The organism is Microbacterium sp. AZCO (assembly GCF_039614715.1).
Lineage (GTDB): Bacteria > Actinomycetota > Actinomycetes > Actinomycetales > Microbacteriaceae > Microbacterium.
In genome coordinates this window covers 2,005,601-2,023,879 of sequence record NZ_CP154857.1, presented here as the reverse complement: position 1 = coordinate 2,023,879, position 18,279 = coordinate 2,005,601, and the positions used below count along the sequence as shown (strand labels likewise).

Annotated in this window: 14 protein-coding genes and 1 pseudogene; 8 read left to right on the top strand and 7 right to left on the bottom strand. The window is 71.4% G+C overall.

Going from position 1 to position 18,279, the window contains the following annotated elements:
- Window positions 1-18: 18 nt before the first annotated feature.
- Window positions 19-2,916 carry an aminotransferase gene (locus tag AAIB33_RS09435; RefSeq protein WP_345803280.1) on the bottom strand — a complete coding sequence of 966 codons (2,898 nt, stop codon included), beginning with the start codon at window positions 2,914-2,916 and terminating at the stop codon, window positions 19-21.
- 64 nt (window positions 2,917-2,980) lie between these two features.
- Here AAIB33_RS09435 and AAIB33_RS09430 point away from each other — a divergent pair, with 64 nt between their 5' ends.
- The 4 genes and pseudogenes from AAIB33_RS09430 (at window position 2,981) to AAIB33_RS09415 (ending at window position 6,135) form a co-directional block, all read left to right on the top strand.
- Window positions 2,981-3,661 carry a GntR family transcriptional regulator gene (locus AAIB33_RS09430; protein ID WP_345803279.1) on the top strand — a complete coding sequence of 227 codons (681 nt, stop codon included), beginning with the start codon at window positions 2,981-2,983 and terminating at the stop codon, window positions 3,659-3,661.
- A complete protein-coding gene (locus AAIB33_RS09425; protein WP_345803278.1) occupies window positions 3,658-4,680 on the top strand; it encodes a 1-aminocyclopropane-1-carboxylate deaminase in 1,023 nt (340 codons plus the stop codon). Before AAIB33_RS09430 ends, AAIB33_RS09425 begins: the two co-directional genes overlap by 4 nt.
- Before the next feature lie 129 nt (window positions 4,681-4,809).
- Window positions 4,810-5,190, top strand: a complete 381-nt coding sequence (locus AAIB33_RS09420) for a hypothetical protein (RefSeq protein WP_345803277.1) — start codon at window positions 4,810-4,812, stop codon at window positions 5,188-5,190.
- Between the two features lie 53 nt (window positions 5,191-5,243).
- A pseudogene (locus AAIB33_RS09415) lies at window positions 5,244-6,135 on the top strand (IS5 family transposase).
- 198 nt (window positions 6,136-6,333) lie between these two features.
- Here the strand turns inward: AAIB33_RS09415 and AAIB33_RS09410 are convergent.
- Window positions 6,334-7,626 carry a DUF4921 family protein gene (locus tag AAIB33_RS09410; RefSeq protein WP_345803276.1) on the bottom strand — a complete coding sequence of 431 codons (1,293 nt, stop codon included), beginning with the start codon at window positions 7,624-7,626 and terminating at the stop codon, window positions 6,334-6,336.
- Window positions 7,627-7,640: 14 nt separating this feature from the next.
- On the opposite strand from AAIB33_RS09410, the gene AAIB33_RS09405 reads away from it, so the two are divergent.
- Entirely contained in the window at window positions 7,641-8,333 is a 693-nt protein-coding gene (locus AAIB33_RS09405) for an NAD-dependent deacylase (protein ID WP_345803275.1), read from the top strand.
- 105 nt (window positions 8,334-8,438) lie between these two features.
- On the opposite strand, the gene AAIB33_RS09400 is transcribed toward AAIB33_RS09405, so the two are convergent.
- Window positions 8,439-9,809, bottom strand: a complete 1,371-nt coding sequence (locus AAIB33_RS09400) for an MFS transporter (RefSeq protein WP_345803274.1) — start codon at window positions 9,807-9,809, stop codon at window positions 8,439-8,441.
- Window positions 9,810-9,973: 164 nt separating this feature from the next.
- Between AAIB33_RS09400 and AAIB33_RS09395 the strand changes: the two genes are divergently transcribed.
- Window positions 9,974-11,362 carry an FAD-linked oxidase C-terminal domain-containing protein gene (locus tag AAIB33_RS09395; protein WP_345803273.1) on the top strand — a complete coding sequence of 463 codons (1,389 nt, stop codon included), beginning with the start codon at window positions 9,974-9,976 and terminating at the stop codon, window positions 11,360-11,362.
- The gene (locus AAIB33_RS09390; protein WP_345803272.1) at window positions 11,359-12,174 is read left to right on the top strand and encodes an alpha/beta hydrolase; all 816 of its coding nucleotides are present in this window, start codon (window positions 11,359-11,361) and stop codon (window positions 12,172-12,174) included. Before AAIB33_RS09395 ends, AAIB33_RS09390 begins: the two co-directional genes overlap by 4 nt.
- Before the next feature lie 85 nt (window positions 12,175-12,259).
- Here the strand turns inward: AAIB33_RS09390 and AAIB33_RS09385 are convergent, their stop codons facing one another.
- Both AAIB33_RS09385 and AAIB33_RS09380 read right to left on the bottom strand, forming a co-directional pair.
- A complete protein-coding gene (locus AAIB33_RS09385; protein WP_345803271.1) occupies window positions 12,260-12,904 on the bottom strand; it encodes a response regulator in 645 nt (214 codons plus the stop codon).
- Window positions 12,901-14,538, bottom strand: coding sequence for a sensor histidine kinase (locus AAIB33_RS09380; RefSeq protein ID WP_345803270.1), 1,638 nt, complete (start codon window positions 14,536-14,538; stop codon window positions 12,901-12,903). Before AAIB33_RS09380 ends, AAIB33_RS09385 begins: the two co-directional genes overlap by 4 nt.
- Window positions 14,539-14,687: 149 nt before the next feature.
- On the opposite strand from AAIB33_RS09380, the gene AAIB33_RS09375 reads away from it, so the two are divergent.
- A complete protein-coding gene (locus AAIB33_RS09375; protein ID WP_345803269.1) occupies window positions 14,688-16,223 on the top strand; it encodes a CitMHS family transporter in 1,536 nt (511 codons plus the stop codon).
- Between the two features lie 59 nt (window positions 16,224-16,282).
- On the opposite strand, the gene AAIB33_RS09370 is transcribed toward AAIB33_RS09375, so the two are convergent.
- On the bottom strand, window positions 16,283-17,263 hold the full coding sequence (locus AAIB33_RS09370) for an NYN domain-containing protein (protein ID WP_345803268.1): 981 nt from the start codon (window positions 17,261-17,263) through the stop codon (window positions 16,283-16,285).
- 4 nt (window positions 17,264-17,267) lie between these two features.
- Complete coding sequence (locus tag AAIB33_RS09365) at window positions 17,268-18,266, bottom strand: Gfo/Idh/MocA family oxidoreductase (RefSeq protein WP_345803267.1); 999 nt, start codon at window positions 18,264-18,266, stop codon at window positions 17,268-17,270.
- Window positions 18,267-18,279: the final 13 nt, after the last annotated feature.

Genomic DNA, 18,279 nt, shown 5'->3' with positions numbered 1-18,279 from the left:
CGGAGGCGGTGAGGGCCGCTACCAGCCGGTCGTGAGCACCCGGTCCAGCGCGGCGACGAGCGCATCGGCGGACTCGCGCGAGAAGCACATCGGCGGCTTGATCTTCAGGATGTTCTGGTGGTCGCCCGTCGGCTGCGCGATGACGCCGAGTCCGCGCAGGCGGTCGCAGATCGCCGCCGTCTCCTCGGTGGCCGGCGCCCACGTGTCGCGGTCGCGCACGAGCTCGGGGCCGAGGTAGAGGCCGTAGCCGTGCACGGTGGCGAGGAGCGGATGCCGCTCGCCGAGCTCCTGGAGCCGCGCCTTCAGGTACGCGCCGGTGTCGCGGGCATTGCCCTGCAGGTCCTCGTCGCGCAGGATGTCGAGCACCGTCGTGCCCACGACGCTCGAGACGGGGCTGCCGCCCGCCGACGAGAAGAAGTAGCCGCCCGTGCGGTAGCGCTCGGCGACCGCGCGGGTCGTGATGACGGCGCCGAGGGGATGCCCCGACCCCATCGACTTCGCGACCGTCACGACGTCGGGCACGACGCCCTGCTGCTCGAAGCCCCAGAACCACTCGCCGAGCCGGCCGTAGCCGACCTGCACCTCGTCGGCGATCGCGAGACCGCCGTGCGCCCGCACGGCGTCGTAGATCGCCGCGAGGTACCCGTCGGGGAGGGCGATGCCGCCGCCGTTCCCGAAGAGCGACTCGGCGATGAAGCCCGCCACCGGCGTGCCGGCCTCGGCCAGACGATGCACCTCGGCGACGGCCTCCTCCGCGTAGCGACGGACGTTGTCGCCGCGGTGCTTCCCGCGGAAGGGGTTGGGCGCGGGGACGGTGTGGATGAACGCGGGCCGCGTCTCGAGCGCCGCCGGGTTGTCGGCGATCGACGTCGAGACGGCGTCGGAGAGGTACGTCCAGCCGTGATACGCCTCCCGCACGGCGAGCAGATCGGGCCGGCCGGTCCACGCGTGCGCGAGGCGCAGTGCGAGATCGACGGCCTCCGACCCGCTGTTCACGAGGAACACGGTGTCGAGCGAGTCGGGAAGCAGCGCCGCGAGACGCTCGGAGAACTCGACGACGGACGGGTAGTGGAACCGCGAGTTGGTGTTGAGCAGGCTCCACTGCCGCGCGACGGCGCTCACGAGCCGCGGGTGCGCGTGCCCGACCGACGTCACGTTGTTGAGGGTGTCGAGATACACGCGCCCGTCGGCGTCGACGAGATGCTCCCGCCACCCTCGCACCATCACGGGCGGGTCGGCGAAGTAGTGCTCCTGCACATCGGCGAACGCCCTGTCGCGACGGGAGAGGAGGGATGCCGCATCCGCCGCGGACTCCGCCGGCGGGACCTCGCCCGTCACGAGTGGCCCCGGGTCTCCGACGACGGCGCGCCAGGCCGCCGCAAGGGAGCGCGTCGTGAACCGCGGAGGGACGATGCCCGCCCGCACGACGTGCAGCCAGGACGTCCCGAGGATGCAGCCGATGACGTCACCGGCCGCCACCTCGGCGCCTTCCGGGAGTGCGTCGGTCACGCCCTCGACCCGCACATCGATGTCCCCAGCGCGAAGCACGACGACCGCGCCGCCGGACTGCACGATGACACCCGGCCACGGCGCGTGCAGCGACCGCTCCGCGCGCGTGGCGAGCTCGAGACCGAGCGCCGCGTTGCGCGGCTCGTCCTGTCCGGGACGCGAGCGCGTCAGGCGCGACTCGTCGAACCGGGCGGTGGCGAGGCCGTGATGCGCGAGCGCCTCGGCGAACAGCTCCGACTCGGCGTTGTCATCGAGCCACCGGCCCTCGTCGAGGCTCGGGCTCGTCGCCGAGAGGTCGAGCACGGCGATCTCGCCCGACGTCTCGATCAGCCGGACGCCGGCCGGCACCTCGAGCGGCTCCACCGCCTCGCCCGCGGCCGCGCGGACGAGCGCCGTCGCGACGGGCAGCGGCACCGAGACGGCGCTCTCGAAGATCGCCCGCTCGTGCACGAGGTTCTCGGCGGCGTAGACGTTGCCCGGATCCGTCGACAGCACGTGATGGGCGCTCGCGACCAGCACCGCTGCCCGCGCGACGACGAGCGGCCACAGCGCCTCCAGCTCGTCCGCGTCGAGCGGCCGCACCGCGTGATACGCCCCGACGGCCCGCATCGCCGCGGGGAGGTCGACCCCGTCGTGGTGGAGGAGGGACGACAGCGTGATGGCGAGCTCGCCGACGGTCCAGGTGCGGTTGAGGTCGCCGAGGTCGATGACGCCGTCGGGCAGGCGGTCGCCGGAGTGCACGACGTTGTCGTCGGTCAGGTCGCCGTGGATGAACTGCGACGGCAGCCGCTCCGCGAGCGGTCCGACGACCTCCCACGCCGCACCGGCGGCTGCGGCGAGACGCTCCCGCAGGTCGAGGTCGTCGACGTGGGGCAGGAGGTCGTCGAGCACGGCCGGCGTGTGCCGCAGGTCCCACTGGTGGTCGCGTTCGGCGCCCTCGGGGTGGATTCCGGCCAGCGCGCTGTCGACAGCCGCGGCGAGCGACCCCATCGCCGCGACGGCGGTGGGGGAGAGGTATCCGCTTCCCGACAGCGTCTCGCCGTCGAGGAACTCGAGAAGCCGCGCCTGCATCGCGACGCCGGCGACCACGACCTCGCGGGCCGTCGAGCCGTCGTCGAACGCGAGCGCGCGCGGCGCGCGAACGGCGGTGATGTCGGCGATGGCCGCCGCGGCGAGGGACTGCGCCTCGAGCTCCGCCGCCGAGACGCTGGGGTTGGCGATCTTCAGCAGGAGGCGGCGGTCGCCCGCGTCGATGAGGAAGTTGCGGTCCTGATGACTGCCCAGCGAGCGGATGTCGCCCGCGACGCCCCAGACGTCCTCGGCGATCGCGAGCGCCTCGGCATCGGAGATCTCCGGCGGCGCCGGCTGAACGAGCGAGGCGTCGGCGGCTTCGGCGAGGTCGGTCATGATGCCGAGGGTACTGATCGCGAGGATTTGACGCGGCATCCCTCAGCAGTGTGCAATATATTGCATGCCGCTCCCTCGCGCCGAACGCCCGAGCTCGCTGCGCGACTACGCGTACGCACAGCTGCGCGACGCCATCGTGAGCGGCGAGCTCGCCCCCGGCGAGAGGCTGCGCGACAGCGAGCTCGCGGCGTGGCTCGGCGTCAGCCGCACGCCGATCCGCGAGGCGATCGCGCGCCTCGAAGCGGCCGGCCTCGTGCACACGCGCCGGGCCAAGGAGACGCTCGTCGCGCCGCTCGACGACCGCGACGCGTTCGCCGCGCAGCGCATCGCGGCGAGCCTCCACGAGCTCGCCGTCCGCGACGCCGTGTCGCTGCTCGCTGAGGCGGACATCGACGACATGCGCTCCGCCAACGCCCGCTTCACTGCTGCTCTGAAAGACGGCGATGTGGATGCTGCGCTCGCCGCCGACGATGACTTCCACGCCGTCGCGGTGCGGGCGAGCGCCAATCCGCTGCTTCCCGGCCTGCTCGAGCAGGTGACGCCGCTGCTCCGGCGCCTCGAGCGCGCGCGGTTCTCGACCCTCGCCGGGCGGGGGAGCGTCGGCGACCACGACCGCATCATCGCCGCCTGTGCGGCGGGCGACGCCGACGAGGCCGCGCGACTGACCCGGGAGAACTGGCTCACGCTCGAGCGCCTGCTGACGGCATCCCGAACCGACCGACCCGACCACCAGGAGACGACATGACGCTCGCCGACTTCCCCCGCCATCCGCTCATGTTCGGGCCGAGCCCGATCCACCCGCTGAACCGGCTGTCCGACCACCTGGGCGGCGCACGGGTGTGGGCGAAGCGAGAGGACGTCTCGAGCGGCCTGGCCTTCGGCGGCAACAAGGTGCGCAAGCTCGAGTACCTCGTGCCCGAGGCGCTCGCACAGGGTGCCGACACGCTCGTGTCGATCGGCGGCGTGCAGTCCAACCACACGCGGCAGGTCGCGGCGGTCGCGGCGCACCTCGGCATGAAGGCGGTGCTCGTGCAGGAGCACTGGGTGAACTGGCCGGATGCCGTGAACGACCGGGTCGGCAACATCCTGCTCTCGCGGCTCATGGGCGCCGATGTGCGGCTCTCGCCGGCGGGCTTCGACATCGGCTTCCGCGACTCGTGGAAGGACGCCATCGCCGAGGTGGAGGCATCCGGCGGCAAGCCCTACGCGATCCCCGCGGGCGCCAGTGACCACCCGCTCGGCGGCCTCGGCTTCGCCAACTGGGCGCACGAGGTGAAGGCGCAGGAGCAGCAGCTCGGCGTCTTCTTCGACACGATCGTCGTCTGCACCGTCACGGGCTCGACGCACGCCGGCATGATCGCGGGCTTCGCCGATCTGCTCGAGAACTTCGGCGACCGCTCCCGGCGGGTGATCGGCATCGACGCGTCGGCGACGATCGACAAGACACGCGATCAGGTCGCCCGCATCGCCCGGCGGACGGCCGATGCGATCGGCGTCGGACGCGATCTCCGCGACGAAGAGATCACGGTGCTCGAGGGCTGGGCCGGCGACGAGTACGGCATCCCGGTGGAGTCGACCGATGAGGCGATCTACCTGACCGGCCGGCTCGAGGGGGTCATCCTCGACCCCGTGTACGAGGGCAAGTCGATGGCGGGGCTCATCGACCTCGTCTCGTCGGGTGAGATCCCGCGCGACGCGAACGTGCTCTACGCGCACCTCGGCGGACAGCCCGCGATCAACGCGTACAGCGGCCGCTACCACTGACCGCCTCCCACCGAGGCAGGGGATCTCGTCGAGACAGGGCGGCACGACACCCTGCCTCGGCGCGCTACTCCGTCTCGGCACGGTCGGCAAGGGGTCGCTCCGAGCGGCGGCGTCGGCTTCAATCGAGCCATGCGCACGACACTGCGGTGGCTCCTCGCCGCCTCCATGGTCTTCGCCGGCATCAGCCACCTCTTCTGGGCACGACGAGAGTTCCAGAACCAGGTGCCGGCGTGGGCGACCGAGATCTCGACGATCGACCCCGACGGGATCGTCGTCGCGTCCGGGGTCGTCGAGGTGATGCTCGGCGCCGCGCTCGTCGCGCTGCCCAAGGAGAAGCGGCGCGTCGGCGCGATTCTCGCCGCGTTCTTCATCGCGGTGTTCCCAGGCAACGTCGACCAGTGGCTCAAGCACCGCGACGGCTTCGGCATGGACACCGATGCGAAGCGGCTCATCCGGCTGGCCTTCCAGCCGCTCCTCGTCGCCGCGGCGCTCTGGTCGACGCGCCGCTGACCTAGGCCGTGTTGCTAAACGCGATCGGGACGTTCGCGGGTGAGTCTTTAGGCGTGTCGCGTGAGGTGATCTCGGATGAGACGTGGGCGGTGATCGGGCCGTTGTTTCCGACGGTGAAGTCAACGGGGCGGCCACCTGTGGACCGCCGGACTGTGGTCGAGGCGACCGCGTGGCGGTTCCGCACGGGTGCGCCCTGGCGGGACGTTCCGGAGCGGTACGGGAACTGGAACACGGTCTATAAGAACTTCAACCGGTGGGCCGAGGCGGGCGTGTGGGCTCGGGTGCTGGAAAAGGTGCAGTCCCTCGCGCAGCGGTCGGGTGACCTGGACTGGGTGGCGTCGATCGACTCGACGATCGTGCGAGTTCATCAGCACGGTGCGACCCTGCCGCGGACCGCGGGGGGCGCTGTCGAACTACACGAAGTTCGGCCTGGAGCCCGCTGATCACGCGATCGGCCGCTCGCGGGGCGGGCTGACGACCAAGAATCACTTGGTCTGCGACGGGAAGGGACGCGCGCTGGCATTCATCCTGACCCCAGGGCAGGCCGCCGACACGAGCATGCTGCCCGCCACGCTCGCGCAGATCCGCGTCCCGGGTGTCGCCGGCCGGCCGCGCACTCGCCCGGACCGCGTGCTCGCCGACAAGGGTTACCCGTCGAAGGCGAACCGGGCCTGGCTGCGGACGCGCCGGATCGCCGCGACGATCCCCGAACGCGACGATCAGATCGCTCACCGCCGCAAGCGCCCGGGTCGGCCGATCGACTTCGGCGAGACCCAACGCGATCGCTATCGCGGACGCAACGTCGTCGAACGCTGCTTCAACAAGCTCAAGCAGTGGCGAGGGATCGCGATGCGCTCAGACAAGACCGCCCGTAACTACCACGCCGGACTCTGCCTCGCCGCGACGCTGCACTGGCTCACCAGCGCCTTTAGCAACACGGCCTAGCGCGCGCCCGGCGGGCTGCTGACCCGCCGCTCGCCCGGCGCGCCGCTGACTAGGCGCTCGCCGACGCGCCGCTGACCCGGCGCGCGCTCGGCGCGCTGCTGACCCGGCGCGGGCCCGACGCGCCGCTGACCCGTCGGCGCGGGCCCGGCGCGCGGCGCCGGCGTCGGTGAGTCCGCCCGGACCGGCGATCTCCCCGCGTCAGTCGGCGTAACGCAGCCGCGCGTCCTCGGGGCGGCACTCGTCGCCGATGCGGATGCCGTCGGCGACGCGTCCGTCGAGGCGCAGGCGCGTGAGCTCGGCGACGGCGCGGCGGCGGAGCTCCCACGGGTCGATCGTGTTGACGTAGATCTTCGTGCCGCCCTCAAACCCCGCCGGGTTCGAGATGCGCCACTTCAGCACGATGCGCCACGGCATGGGCCAGGGCGCTCCGGGCGGCCGGTAGTGCCACTCCTCGTTCGTCGGCACGTGCACGCCCGTGGCAGCGTGGAGGGCGTGCACGAGATCGGACATCCCGCGCACCTCCGCGGCGGAGTGCTCCGAGGGCAGGTTCGCCGTGGAGCGCGAGTACACCTCGAAGGCCGGATAGCGGTGGCCCACCCCGGCGAACGCGACCGCGTGGTCGTTCGCCGCGACGACCAGGCCCTTGTCGACGGCGAGATCGGCGATCGCGTGCTGGTAGAGCCGCCGGTCGCCCGACAGCAGCCGCAGCTCGTGATCGACCTGCGGGCCGTGCTCGTCGATCGCGACGAGCTGCTTGTGCAGGTGCTCGAAGGAGGCGCCGGCGGGAAGGAGCCAGTTCTGGAACACCGCGACGTACGCCGCGTGCGGCTGGGCCTTCGCGATCTCGTCGAGCGCGCGAACGGTGAACGCGAAGTACTCCGCGTGCTCGCGGGGCGTCAGCAGACCCGACGACACGAGCTCATCGTCGGTCTTCGCGCCGTCGACGACGTGGCGGCGCGCGACCACGACGTCGTGCGATCCGCCCACGAGGTCGAGCGCGGCCTCCTCGATCGACGGCGAGGCTCCGGTCGCCGCCGCCCGCACGGTGGCGAGACGCTCGATGTGCGCGCGACCCGCCGGATCGGCGAGGTACTCGTCGGCCCACGCGACCACCGACGCAGGCTGGCGGAAGCCGTGATCCTCGCGCCAGTACTCGGCCGAGACGATCTCGAAGAGGTTGCCGAAGCGGCGGAACTCGGCGACGGTGTCGAAGAGACGGGATGCGGGCACTCGGCGCAGCTCCGCATAGTCGTCGCCGACGAGCCGGGACTTCTCGGGGGTCGTCTCGAGGTAGCGGTCCTCGCAGAACGCGCAGAGCCGCGTCGCCTCGCCCTTCGCGAGGGTGCGGGTGTCGTCGCGCGGCATCTCGATGGGACGGCTCGCGCGCCCCGGCACGGTCCACACGCGCGTGCCGGTGAGCGGCCCGACCTGCTTGACGGTCCCGTCCGGGAGGCGGATCAGGGGACTCTTCCCGGGCGCGGCGTCGCTCACGTCACAATGGTGCCATGCGCATCGTCGTGCTCACGGGCGCCGGCATCTCGGCCGAGAGCGGTGTCCCCACTTTCCGCGACGCGGGCGGCCTCTGGGAGGGGCACCGCGTCGAAGACGTCGCGACGCCCGAGGGGTTCGACGCGGACCCCGACCTGGTGTTGCGGTTCTACGACGAGCGGAGGCGGGGCGTGGCATCCACTCGTCCCAATGCCGCTCACCGCGCTCTCGCGCGGCTCGAAGGCGCGATCGGATTCGAGCTGCTGGTCGTGACGCAGAACGTCGACGACCTGCACGAGCGCGCCGGAAGCCGCAACCTCGTGCACATGCACGGAGAGCTGCGGCGCGCGCTGTGCCTCGCGTGCGGTGCGCGACCCGAGTGGACGCGCGACCTCATCGATCGTCCCCCCTGCCCCGAATGCGGGGAGAGGATGCTGCGCCCCGACGTCGTCTGGTTCGGCGAGCTGCCCTACGACCTCGGCCGCATCGAGCAGGCCGTCGTCGCCTGCGACGTGTTCGTGTCGATCGGGACGTCGGGCGCGGTGTATCCCGCGGCCGGATACGTCGCGCTCGCCACCGCCTTCGGCGCGCGCACGGTCGAGCTCAACCTCGTGCCGAGCGACGCGGCCGCACCGTTCGACGAGGTGCGCGCGGGGCCGGCGACCGAGGTCGTTCCGGCCTGGGTCGACGAGATCATCGCGGCCCGCTAGCGGCATCCCGCTCCCGTTGCGTTGCGGCGAAGGGTGCGAGCGGCGTGACGGAAACGACGAACCGCCCCGCCCCAACGTGGGGCGAGGCGGTCCGGGATGCCGGGGTCAGGCCTTCGCGGCGACCTTGTCGGCCGCGAGCTTCTCCTCATCGAGGCGGTCGAGGTCGTGCAGCGACGTGTCCTTCGTCTCCCGCATCGAGATCACCGCGATGAGGGTAATGCCCGCCGCGATCGCGAGGTACACCGCGACAGGGATGTACGAGCCGTAGCTCGCCAGCAGCGCTGTGGCGATGATCGGGGCGAGCGAGCCAGCGACGATCGACGTCACCTGGTAGCCGAGCGAGACGCCCGAGTAGCGCATGCGGGTCGGGAACATCTCCGACATGATCGCCGGCTGCGGCGCGTACATGAACGCGTGGATGAAGAGGCCGAGCGAGATCGCCGAGACGATGATCACGGGGTTCTTCGTGTCGAACATGGGGAAGGCGATGAAGCCCCACACGGCGGCGCCGATCGTGCCGATGAGGTACACCGGCTTGCGGCCGATGCGGTCGGTCAGCCCGCCGATGAGCGGGATGACGATCGCGTGGATGATGTGCGCGATCGCGAGCAGTCCGAGGATCTCGGCGGTCTCGACCTTGAGCGCGACAGCGAGATACGTGATCGAGAACGTCACGACGAGGTAGTACATGATGTTCTCCGCGAAGCGAAGTCCCATCGCCGTCAGCACGCCGCGCGGGTAGCGCTTGATCACCTCGAGCACGCCGTAGCGCGTCGCCTTCGATTCGTCGGCCTGCTTCTGCGCCTCGAGGAAGATCGGCGCATCGGTGACGCGCGTGCGGACGTAGTAGCCGATCGCGACGATGACGACGGAGAGCCAGAAGCCGACGCGCCATCCCCACGCGAGGAACTGCTCCTCGCTGAGCGTGCGGCTCAGGATGAGGAGCACGACGGTCGCGGTGAGGTTGCCGAGCGGCACGGCCGCCTGCGGCCACGATGCCCAGAACCCGCGTGTCCGGTCGGGGGAATGCTCGGAGACGAGCAGGACTGCGCCGCCCCACTCGCCGCCGACCGCGAAGCCCTGGGCGAAGCGCAGCGTCACGAGGAGGATGGGCGCCCAGACGCCGATCGCGGCGTAGGTGGGCAGGCAGCCCATGAGGAACGTCGCGACGCCGACGAGGATGATCGCGAGCTGCAGCAGCTTCTTGCGGCCGTACTTGTCGCCGAAGTGGCCGAAGACGATTCCGCCGAGAGGACGGGCGACGAAGCCCACGGCGTAGGTGATGAGCGCCGCGATGATGGGCGCATAGGGGTCGTCCGACGGCGGGAACATGATCTTGTTGAAGACGAGCGTCGCGGCCGTGGCGTAGAGGAAGAACTCGTACCACTCGACGACGGTGCCGGCCATCGAGGCTGTGACGACGCGTCGCAGACTCGACTGCTTCAGCGTCGGATCGGAGAGCTGCGGGGATGCCATGCGCTGGATACCTCCTTGTAGAGCGCGGAAAGCGGTGTGGGGGAGAACCGCTCCGGGCGACTGTACATGACAGTCGATTCAGGTTTCAACGCACTTGCGGTGTCCGGTGCCGTGAAGTATCGCGGATCTTCTGCGGTCGGGCGGGCGGCTAGCATCGGAACGCCATGGACACCGTCGTCTCCGCCCTCATCGCCGCTCTTCCGCACGGTGTCGTCGACACCGATCCCGAGACCCTCGATCGCTGCAGTCACGACGACGCCGAGTGGGCCGACTACGGCCTGCCCGCCGCGGTCGTCTTCGCGACATCGGTCGAGGACGTCGTCGCGGCGGTGCGGATCGCCGCCGCCCACGGCATCGCGATCGTGCCGCGCGGCGCGGGCACCGGTCTTTCCGGCGGGGCGAATGCGACAGCGGGAGCCGTCGTCCTGTCGCTCGAGCGCATGACCCGCGTCGTCGAGGTGAACGTCGCAGAGCGCTACGCCGTCGTCGAGGCGGGTGTGCTCAACGACGACCTCCGGCGCCACGTCGCGGGGTTCGGGCTGTGGTACCCGCCCGACCCCGCGAGCCAGTCGATCTCGACGATCGGCGGCAACGTCGCGACGAACGCCGGCGGCATCTGCTGCGTCAAGTATGGGGTGACCCGGGATTACGTGCTCGGGCTCACCGTGGTGCTCGCGGACGGACGCGTCGCGAAGGTCGGCCGCACCACCGCCAAAGGCGTCACCGGCTACGACCTCGCCGGACTCTTCACCGGATCGGAAGGGACCCTCGGCATCGTCGTCGACGCGACCCTCAAGCTCCTGCCGCTCGCCGGCCGCGAAGAACGGGCGATCGTCGGCTACTTCCGTTCGCTGACGGATGCCGGCAACGCCGTCGCCGCCGTATCGGGTGCAGGCATCATCCCGTCGGCACTCGAGCTCATCGACCGCACGTGCCTGCACGCCGTTGCCGAGTGGCAGGGCTGGGACCTGCCCGAGGGGGCGAGCGCCCTGCTGCTCGCGAAGGTCGACGAGCCCGGCGGCCGGGGCGAGGAGCTGGCCGCTCGGATCGCGGATGCGTTCCACGCCGCCGGCGGTGCCCAGGTCGAGCGCGCCGTCGACCCCGACGAGGTGGCCCGGCTCTTCTCCGCGCGGCGGCTCGCCTATCCGGCGCTCGAACGACTCGGCCCCGTTCTCACGGAGGACGTCTGCGTGCCGCGCGCGGCCGTGCCCGAGATGCTCGCGCGCATCGAGCGGGCGGCGGCCGACGAGGACGTCGTGATCGCGAACATCGCGCATGCCGGCGACGGCAACCTGCACCCGCTCATCATCGCGCCCGAGGGCGACGACGAGGCCAGGCGCCGGGCGAAGCGGGCCTTCGACCGCATCGTCGACGACTGCCGTGCACTCGGCGGGACGGTGACCGGCGAGCATGGCGTCGGGCTCCTGAAGCTCCGCGGCGCCGCCGCAGAGCTGAGCGACGTCGTGCTCGAACTGCACGCCTCCATCAAGCACGCGCTCGACCCCGCCGGCATCCTCAATCCTGGCAAGGCCTTCCCGAACGGAGCACGATGACCACGCTGCGGGCCGACGACGGCGTCCGGCTCGACTACACCGAGCACGGGGATCCCGCAGGGCGACCGGTCGTGCTGCTCGCGGGATTCAAGGCCGCCGGCACGAGCTGGACCTATCAGGTGGAGCCCCTCGCGGCCGCCGGATATCGCGTGCTCGTGGTCGACCTGCGCGGGCACGGTGCCGCGGAGCGGCCCGGATCGGGGGTCGACATGGCCCGCCGGGGCGCCGACCTGCGGGATGTGCTCGAGGGGCTCGACCTGCAGGGCGCCGCGCTCGTCGGCGGCTCGATGGGCGGCAACACGATCTGGTCGTATCTCTCGCAGTCCGGGTCATCCCGCGTGAGTGCGGTGGTCATCGTCGATCAGACGCCGCAGATGCTCAACACCGACGACTGGCCGCACGGGTTCTACGGCTACGACGCCTCGAACATCGACACCTACTTCGCCGAGCGCATCCCCGACACGGGCAAGGGCACGCCGATGGCGAAGCGCGGAATGCGCCTCGTGCGGCTGCTGAAGGCCATGCGGGGCGCAGAGCGCGAGCTTACAGCGGGCGAGCTCGTGCTGCTGAACGACCACGCGAAGGCGGACTGGCGTGCGGCGATCGAAAAGGCTGACGTGCCCGTGCTGTTCGTCGCGGGGGCCGAGAGCGAGTTCTGGCCGTCATCGCACGCGGATGCCGCGGCCGCCCTGGCGCCGAATGGGCGGGCCGTCGTCATCCCTAACGACGGGCACGCGGCCAACATCGAGCAGCCGAAGGCCTTCAACCAGGCGATGCTCGGTTTCCTCGGGGAGGTTGCGCCGGCGCGCTGATCGTCTTCGCGTTCCGCGCGGGCTGGGGCTCGACGCCTCGACAGGCTCGGCGACCGGGTGGAAGAGGGGGCGAGGGGGCGGAGGATCAGCGGCGGTGGTAGCGGTGCTCGGGGCGGCCGGTCGTCCCGTACCGCAGCCGCACCTCGATGATGCCGCGCGCCGCGAGGGTCGCGAGGTGCCGCTGCGCCGTCGCGCGCGACACCCCGGACCGCTCGGCCACCTCCGTCGCCGACGCGCCGTCGCCGCCGATCGCCTCGAGGATCAGCTGCTCGGTCGCCGAGCGGCTCAGTGAGGGCGCCTCCGCGCCGTGCAGGATCGAGAGCGCCCGGTCGAGCTCCTCCTGGCCGAGTGCGCCCTGCGATCCGAGGAGATTGCGGAAACGCGCGTACCGGTCGAGCCGATCGCCGAGGACCCGCGATTCGAACGGCTTCACGAGGTAGGCGAGGGCGCCCGCGCGGAGCGCGCGGCGGATCGTCGCGGCGTCGTTCGCGGCCGACAGCACGATCGCGTCGACGTCGACCGAGCGGACGAGGTCGACGCCGTCGCCGTCGGGGAGATACGCGTCGACGAGCAGCAGGTCGGGGCGGTGATCCCGGATCGACGCCCTCGCGGCGCTCACCGACCCGGCTGCCTCAAGCACGGTGAAGCCGGGCCGGTCGGCGATGCCGCGATGGAGGCCCGCGACGCGGAAGTCGTCGTCGACGACGAGCACCCGGATGGAGTCGGTCATGGGTCGATCCCTTCTCCGTGCGAGCTCATGACTCCCGGCAGCCGCGCTCCGAACACGGCACCGCCGTCGGGGCGCTTCGCCTCGATGATCCAGACGTCTCCGCCGCGCCGCCGGGCGAGGTCGCGGGAGAGTCGCAGGCCGATTCCGTGGCCGTGGATCCGATCCGTCGCATCGTCGGACGGGCTCGACCGTCCTCCGAAGACGTCGACGCCCGGATCGATGCCGGGGCCGGAGTCGGCGACCGTCACGACGAGCTCGTCGCCCGCATCCAGCAGCGCGATCTCGACCTCTCTCGGATCGTCCCCGCCCACGGCCGCCGTGATCGCGTTGTCGAGGAGGTTTCCGACGACGGCGGCGACGTCCTCCGCCCCGACGAGCGTGCCGTGGAGCACGGTGTCGTCGGCGACCCGCAGCGTCACGCCGCGCTCGCCCGCCTCGATCGCCTTCGCACCGAGGAACGACTGCAGCAGCGGGTCCGCGATGCGGTCGAGGCCCTCGACCGGGAAGTCCACCGGCCCGCGGCCGAGCTGCTCGGCGAGGAACGCGCGCGCGTCGGCGGGCCGCGCCGCATCCAGCAGCCCCGTCGCGACATGCAGGCGGTTGGCGAACTCGTGCCGCTGCACACGCAGGGCGCTCGTCATGGCGCGAACCGTCTCGAGGCGTTCCGCGATGGCGACGAGGTCGGTGCGGTCGCGGACGACGAGGACCTCGCCGAGGGAGCGGCCGTCGCGCACGACGGGATGCGCATCGAGGTAGAGCACGCGATCGCCGACGGGGATGCCGTCCCGCGGCGTGCGGTCGGCGATCACCGCCCGCACTTCCGCGGGCACGTCGAGATCGGCGAGGCGCCGCCCCACGGGGTCGTCGAGCGACAGCATCCGGGATGCCGCCTGATTGCACACGCGCACGACGCCCGACGTGTCGAGGGCGATGACGCCGTCTCCCACGCCCTCGAGGACCGCCGCCTGGTTCTGCACGAGCCCGACGAGCTCCTCCGGCTGCAGGCCGAGGGTCAGGCGCTCCCAGCGCCGGCGGAGGAGCAGAGCCGCGAGCGCGCCGATCGCGAGCGCCGCCGCCGCCGCCACCGCGATCCCCACGAGCAGCGCGGGAAGGTCGTCGAAGACGCTCGCCCGTTCGAAGCCGACGCTCACCTCGCCGACGGGAGCAGCGTCGTCGCCTCCGGGGGAGTACACGGGAACCTTGGCGCGTGCGGATTCGCCGAGGGTGCCCCGCTCCCAGTCGACGACCTCGTGCCCGGCGAGCACCCGGTCGAACGGCGTGCTGACCTGCCGGCCGAGGAGGTCCTGGTTGGGGTGGGCGAGACGGATGCCGTGGTCGTCGGTGATCACGACGAAGAGAGCGTCCGTGCGAGCAGTCACGCCGGCCGCGACGCGCTGCAGCTCGCCGTCGCGCAGCTCGGCGGCATCCGGAGTCCCTGGATCCGCCGAGAACTCAGCGACGAGGCGGCGCACGTCGGGCTCCTCTGCGACGGTGCGGGCGATGTTGAGGGCGGATGCCTCCGACTCGGCCCGCAGCTGCTGCACGCCGAGGTACACGAACACGGCGGTGCACACCGCGACGACCGCGGCGACCGTTGCGAGCTGGAGGATCAGCACCCGTGTCGCGAACCGCACGCCACCTCCTCCATCGTGAGCACAATGCGCGGAACACACGCTACGCGCAGAACCGCGGGCAATGCGAGATAGCGCGCGCCCGCACTCGACGCCTGCCTAGCATCGGGCGAATCGCACACCACGCGGGTGTGCAAGACGAAGGAGTCGAGATGCACCTCACTGCACTTCACGCGGCGGCGGCCGCCGAGGACGGCTACGCGCTGGCCTTCGTACCGTCCGAGACCGTGCTCGTGATCCTCGGGTTCACGATGATCCTCACGTTCATGGCGCTCATCATGACGCGGCGCCTGACGCCCATGGTGGCGCTCATCCTCGTGCCCACGATCTTCGGGCTCTTCGCCGGTGCCGGTCTCGGGCTCGGCGACATGATCCTCGACTCGATCGGCAACATGGCGCCCACGGCGGCGCTGCTGATGTTCGCGATCATGTTCTTCGGGATCATGATCGACGTCGGTCTCTTCGACCCGCTCATCCGCTTCATCACGCGTCTGCTCGGCGACGACCCGGCCAAGGTCGTCCTCGGCACGGCGATCCTCGCCGGTGCGGTCTCGCTCGACGGCGACGGGTCGACGACGTTCATCATCACGACCTCCGCGATGCTCCCGATCTACCTGCGGCTGGGCATGAGTCCCGTCGTGCTGACGTGCGTCGCCGGGCTCATGAACGGCACGCTCAACATCGTGCCGTGGGGCGGACCGACGGTCCGCGCCGCGACGGCGCTCGGGCTCGAGCCGACCGCGATCTTCGTGCCGATGCTCCCGTCGCTGGCGGCCGGCCTCGTGGTCTCGCTGACGTTCGCGTGGATGCTGGGGCTGGGGGAGCGTCGCCGGCTCGGCACCGTCGACACCTCGCGCCTGGACGGTGTCTCCGGCGGATCCCAGGGCATCCGGCCCCCGCGCATCTTCCGCGGCGGCGACCCGAAGCCCGGCGCCCGCGCCACGCTGCGCACCGGCAACCTGCTGACGGTCGACGGCGCCCGCACCGCGGTCGCGGCGCCGGAGTTCGTCGACGCCGCCGACACGGCGATGGCCGACACGATCCTCGATCCGCGCCGCGCGACCCTCCGCCCCAAGCTCATCTGGTTCAACCTGGCGCTGACGCTCGCCGTCATGGTGCTGCTCGTGCTCGACCTCTTCCAGCTGCCGTACGTCTTCATGGTCGGCGCCGCGGTCGCCCTCGTCGTCAACTTCCCGAAGATCAAGGGCCAGGCCGACGAGATCGTCGCGCACGCCCCGAGCATCGTCGGCGTCGTGTCGATGGTCCTCGCCGCGGGCGTGCTCGTGGGTGTGCTCAACGGCACGGGCATGGTCGACGCGATGGCGACGTGGATCACCACCGTGATCCCGGCATCCCTCGGCCCCTTCCTCGCCGTGATCACGGGCATCCTGTCGATCCCGTTCACGTTCTTCATGTCGAACGACGCGTTCTACTTCGGCATCCTGCCGATCCTCGCCGAGAGCGCGACGGCGTACGGCATCGAGCCCGTCGAGATGGCCCGCGCATCGATCACCGGCCAGCCCGTGCACCTGCAGAGCCCGCTCGTCCCCGCGATCCTGCTGCTCGTCTCGCTCGCGAGCGTCAACCTCGGCGACCACCACAAGAAGGTGCTGTGGCGGGCGACGATCGTGTCGCTCGTGATGCTCGGCGTCGCCGTGCTCGTGGGGGCGGTGCCGCTCGCGGCCTGAGCCGCTGTCCCGCGACGACGAAGCTCCCCGGACCGGATCCGGGGAGCTTCGTCGTGTCGTCAGCGTCCGACGAGGCGGACCCGCACGACGTTCGTCGACTCGTCGATCTCGGCGACATCCGGATGCGCCTTCACGAAGTCCGAGAACGACCGGTGTCCGAGGGCCTTCTCGTTGAACGAGGGGTCCATGCGCTTGAGCAGGTTCTTGACGGCCGACAGGTGCAGCCAGTCCTCATCGGTGCGCACGTTCTCCAGGCGCAGGGCGCGATCCAGCAGCACAGCCGAGGAGTCCTCGAGCTGCTCGTCGGTCGGCTCGTCCGGCTGCTCGTCGGCCGGTGCGGCGACCGGCTCCTCCGGCGGCTTCTTCCGGCGGCGGCCCGTCGTGGCCGGCTCGGCGGCCGGCGTCTGCGCGGCCGGTGCCGCGGCGGCAGCGGGCGCAGCGGTGGCGGCGGTCTGCGCCGGCTTGCGCTTGGAGGGAGCCTCGACGCCCGGGAGCGAGTCGTACGAGTCGAACTGGTCGCATGCGGCCGCGAGGGACTTCGCCGTCGAGCCCGCGACGCCCACCCCGACGACGTAGCGGCCGAGGCGCTTGCAGCGCTGCGCGAGCGGGACGTAGTCGCTGTCGCCCGCGACGATCACGACGTGCGTGAGGTCGTCGAGGCGGAACATGTCCTCGACGGCGTCGACGGCGAGGCGGATGTCGGCGCCGTTCTTCGCGTAGGCCGCGGCCGGGAAGAGCTGCACGAGGTCGACGGCGCGGGCGACGAGCTGCGAGCGGTACTCCGCGTTGACCGGCGACGACCAGTCCGCGTACGCCCGCGTCAGCACGAGTGTGCCGAAGGATGCCGCGTAGTCGATGATCGCGCCGACGTCGACGGTCGCCGCCGCGAGGCGCTCGGCGATCTCGGGGTCCGCGGGCTGCGCCGTGATGCGCTGCCGGTCGCGCGAGTACGTGTTGCGGCCGTGCACGCGGTCGTACCAGGACATCACGATGTTGTCGAAGTCGAGATACACCGCGACGCGCGGCGTCGAGTCGGCCATGGGCTCAGTCCTCCTGCGGGTATCGCACGCCGACGATCTGGCGGATCTCGTCGAGGCTGTCCATGATCGCGACGGTCTCGTCGAGCGGGAGGATGTCGCTGTCGGTCTGGCCCGCGGCGACGTACCGCTCCGCCGCGAGCGCCTGGAACTGCATCCCGCGCCCCTCGTGCTGCGGCACGAAGTCCTCGACCACGGTGCCGTCCGGTGTGATGACCCGGAAGGAGGTCGGGTTGTACCAGACGCGGTCGATGTCGATCCGCGCGTCTGTGCCGAGGATGTGGGCCGTGTTGGGGCCGGCCGAGCGGGCCGCCGAGAAGGTCGTCGAGACGGCACCGTCGGCGTGCGTGAAGATCGTCGCGACCTCGCTGTCGGCGCCCGTCTCGAGGAGCCGTGCCGACGCCCCGATGGTCGTCGGGGCGCCGAGGATGTCCCACGCGAAGGACACCGGGTAGATCCCGAGGTCGAGGAGGGCGCCGCCGCCGAGCTCGATCGCGTTGAGGCGGTGCGAGAGATCCGTGGGGAGGCTCTGCGTGTGGTCGGCGAACAGGGCGCGCACGTCGCCGAGCGTCCCCGACGCGACGATCTCGCGGACACGGATCATGTGCGGGAGGTACCGCGTCCACATGGCCTCCATCGCGAGGAGGCCGTGGGCGCGTGCGACGTCGCGGACGCGCGCCGCCTCGGCTCCCGTCAGCGTGAACGGCTTCTCCACGAGCACGTGCTTGCCGTGCTCGAGCGCGAGGATCGCGTTGTCCGCGTGTGCCGGATGCGGCGTCGCGATGTAGACGATGTCGACGTCGTCGTCGTCGACGAGCGACTCGTACGAGTCGTGCGCGTGCGGGATCTCGAACTCGTCGGCGAACGCGCGTGCGGCGTCGGCGCGTCGCGAGCCGACGGCGGCGACGTCGAGGCCGGCCGTGCGCAGGTCGCGGGCGAAGGCGTGGGCGATGCCGCCCGTCGCGAGGATGCCCCAGCCGAGGCCGGGCGAAGCGGGTGAGGTCATGCCTCGAGGGTAT

What these genes read in the sequence shown, in the direction of transcription:
- AAIB33_RS09435 (WP_345803280.1), bottom strand. Translation starts at nt 2,916, where the DNA reads ATGACCGACCTCGCCGAAGCCGCCGACGCCTCGCTCGTTCAGCCGGCG.
- AAIB33_RS09430 (WP_345803279.1), top strand. Translation starts at nt 2,981, where the DNA reads ATGCCGCTCCCTCGCGCCGAACGCCCGAGCTCGCTGCGCGACTACGCG.
- AAIB33_RS09425 (WP_345803278.1), top strand. Translation starts at nt 3,658, where the DNA reads ATGACGCTCGCCGACTTCCCCCGCCATCCGCTCATGTTCGGGCCGAGC.
- AAIB33_RS09420 (WP_345803277.1), top strand. Translation starts at nt 4,810, where the DNA reads ATGCGCACGACACTGCGGTGGCTCCTCGCCGCCTCCATGGTCTTCGCC.
- AAIB33_RS09405 (WP_345803275.1), top strand. Translation starts at nt 7,641, where the DNA reads ATGCGCATCGTCGTGCTCACGGGCGCCGGCATCTCGGCCGAGAGCGGT.
- AAIB33_RS09400 (WP_345803274.1), bottom strand. Translation starts at nt 9,809, where the DNA reads ATGGCATCCCCGCAGCTCTCCGATCCGACGCTGAAGCAGTCGAGTCTG.
- AAIB33_RS09395 (WP_345803273.1), top strand. Translation starts at nt 9,974, where the DNA reads ATGGACACCGTCGTCTCCGCCCTCATCGCCGCTCTTCCGCACGGTGTC.
- AAIB33_RS09390 (WP_345803272.1), top strand. Translation starts at nt 11,359, where the DNA reads ATGACCACGCTGCGGGCCGACGACGGCGTCCGGCTCGACTACACCGAG.
- AAIB33_RS09385 (WP_345803271.1), bottom strand. Translation starts at nt 12,904, where the DNA reads ATGACCGACTCCATCCGGGTGCTCGTCGTCGACGACGACTTCCGCGTC.
- AAIB33_RS09375 (WP_345803269.1), top strand. Translation starts at nt 14,688, where the DNA reads ATGCACCTCACTGCACTTCACGCGGCGGCGGCCGCCGAGGACGGCTAC.
- AAIB33_RS09370 (WP_345803268.1), bottom strand. Translation starts at nt 17,263, where the DNA reads ATGGCCGACTCGACGCCGCGCGTCGCGGTGTATCTCGACTTCGACAAC.
- AAIB33_RS09365 (WP_345803267.1), bottom strand. Translation starts at nt 18,266, where the DNA reads ATGACCTCACCCGCTTCGCCCGGCCTCGGCTGGGGCATCCTCGCGACG.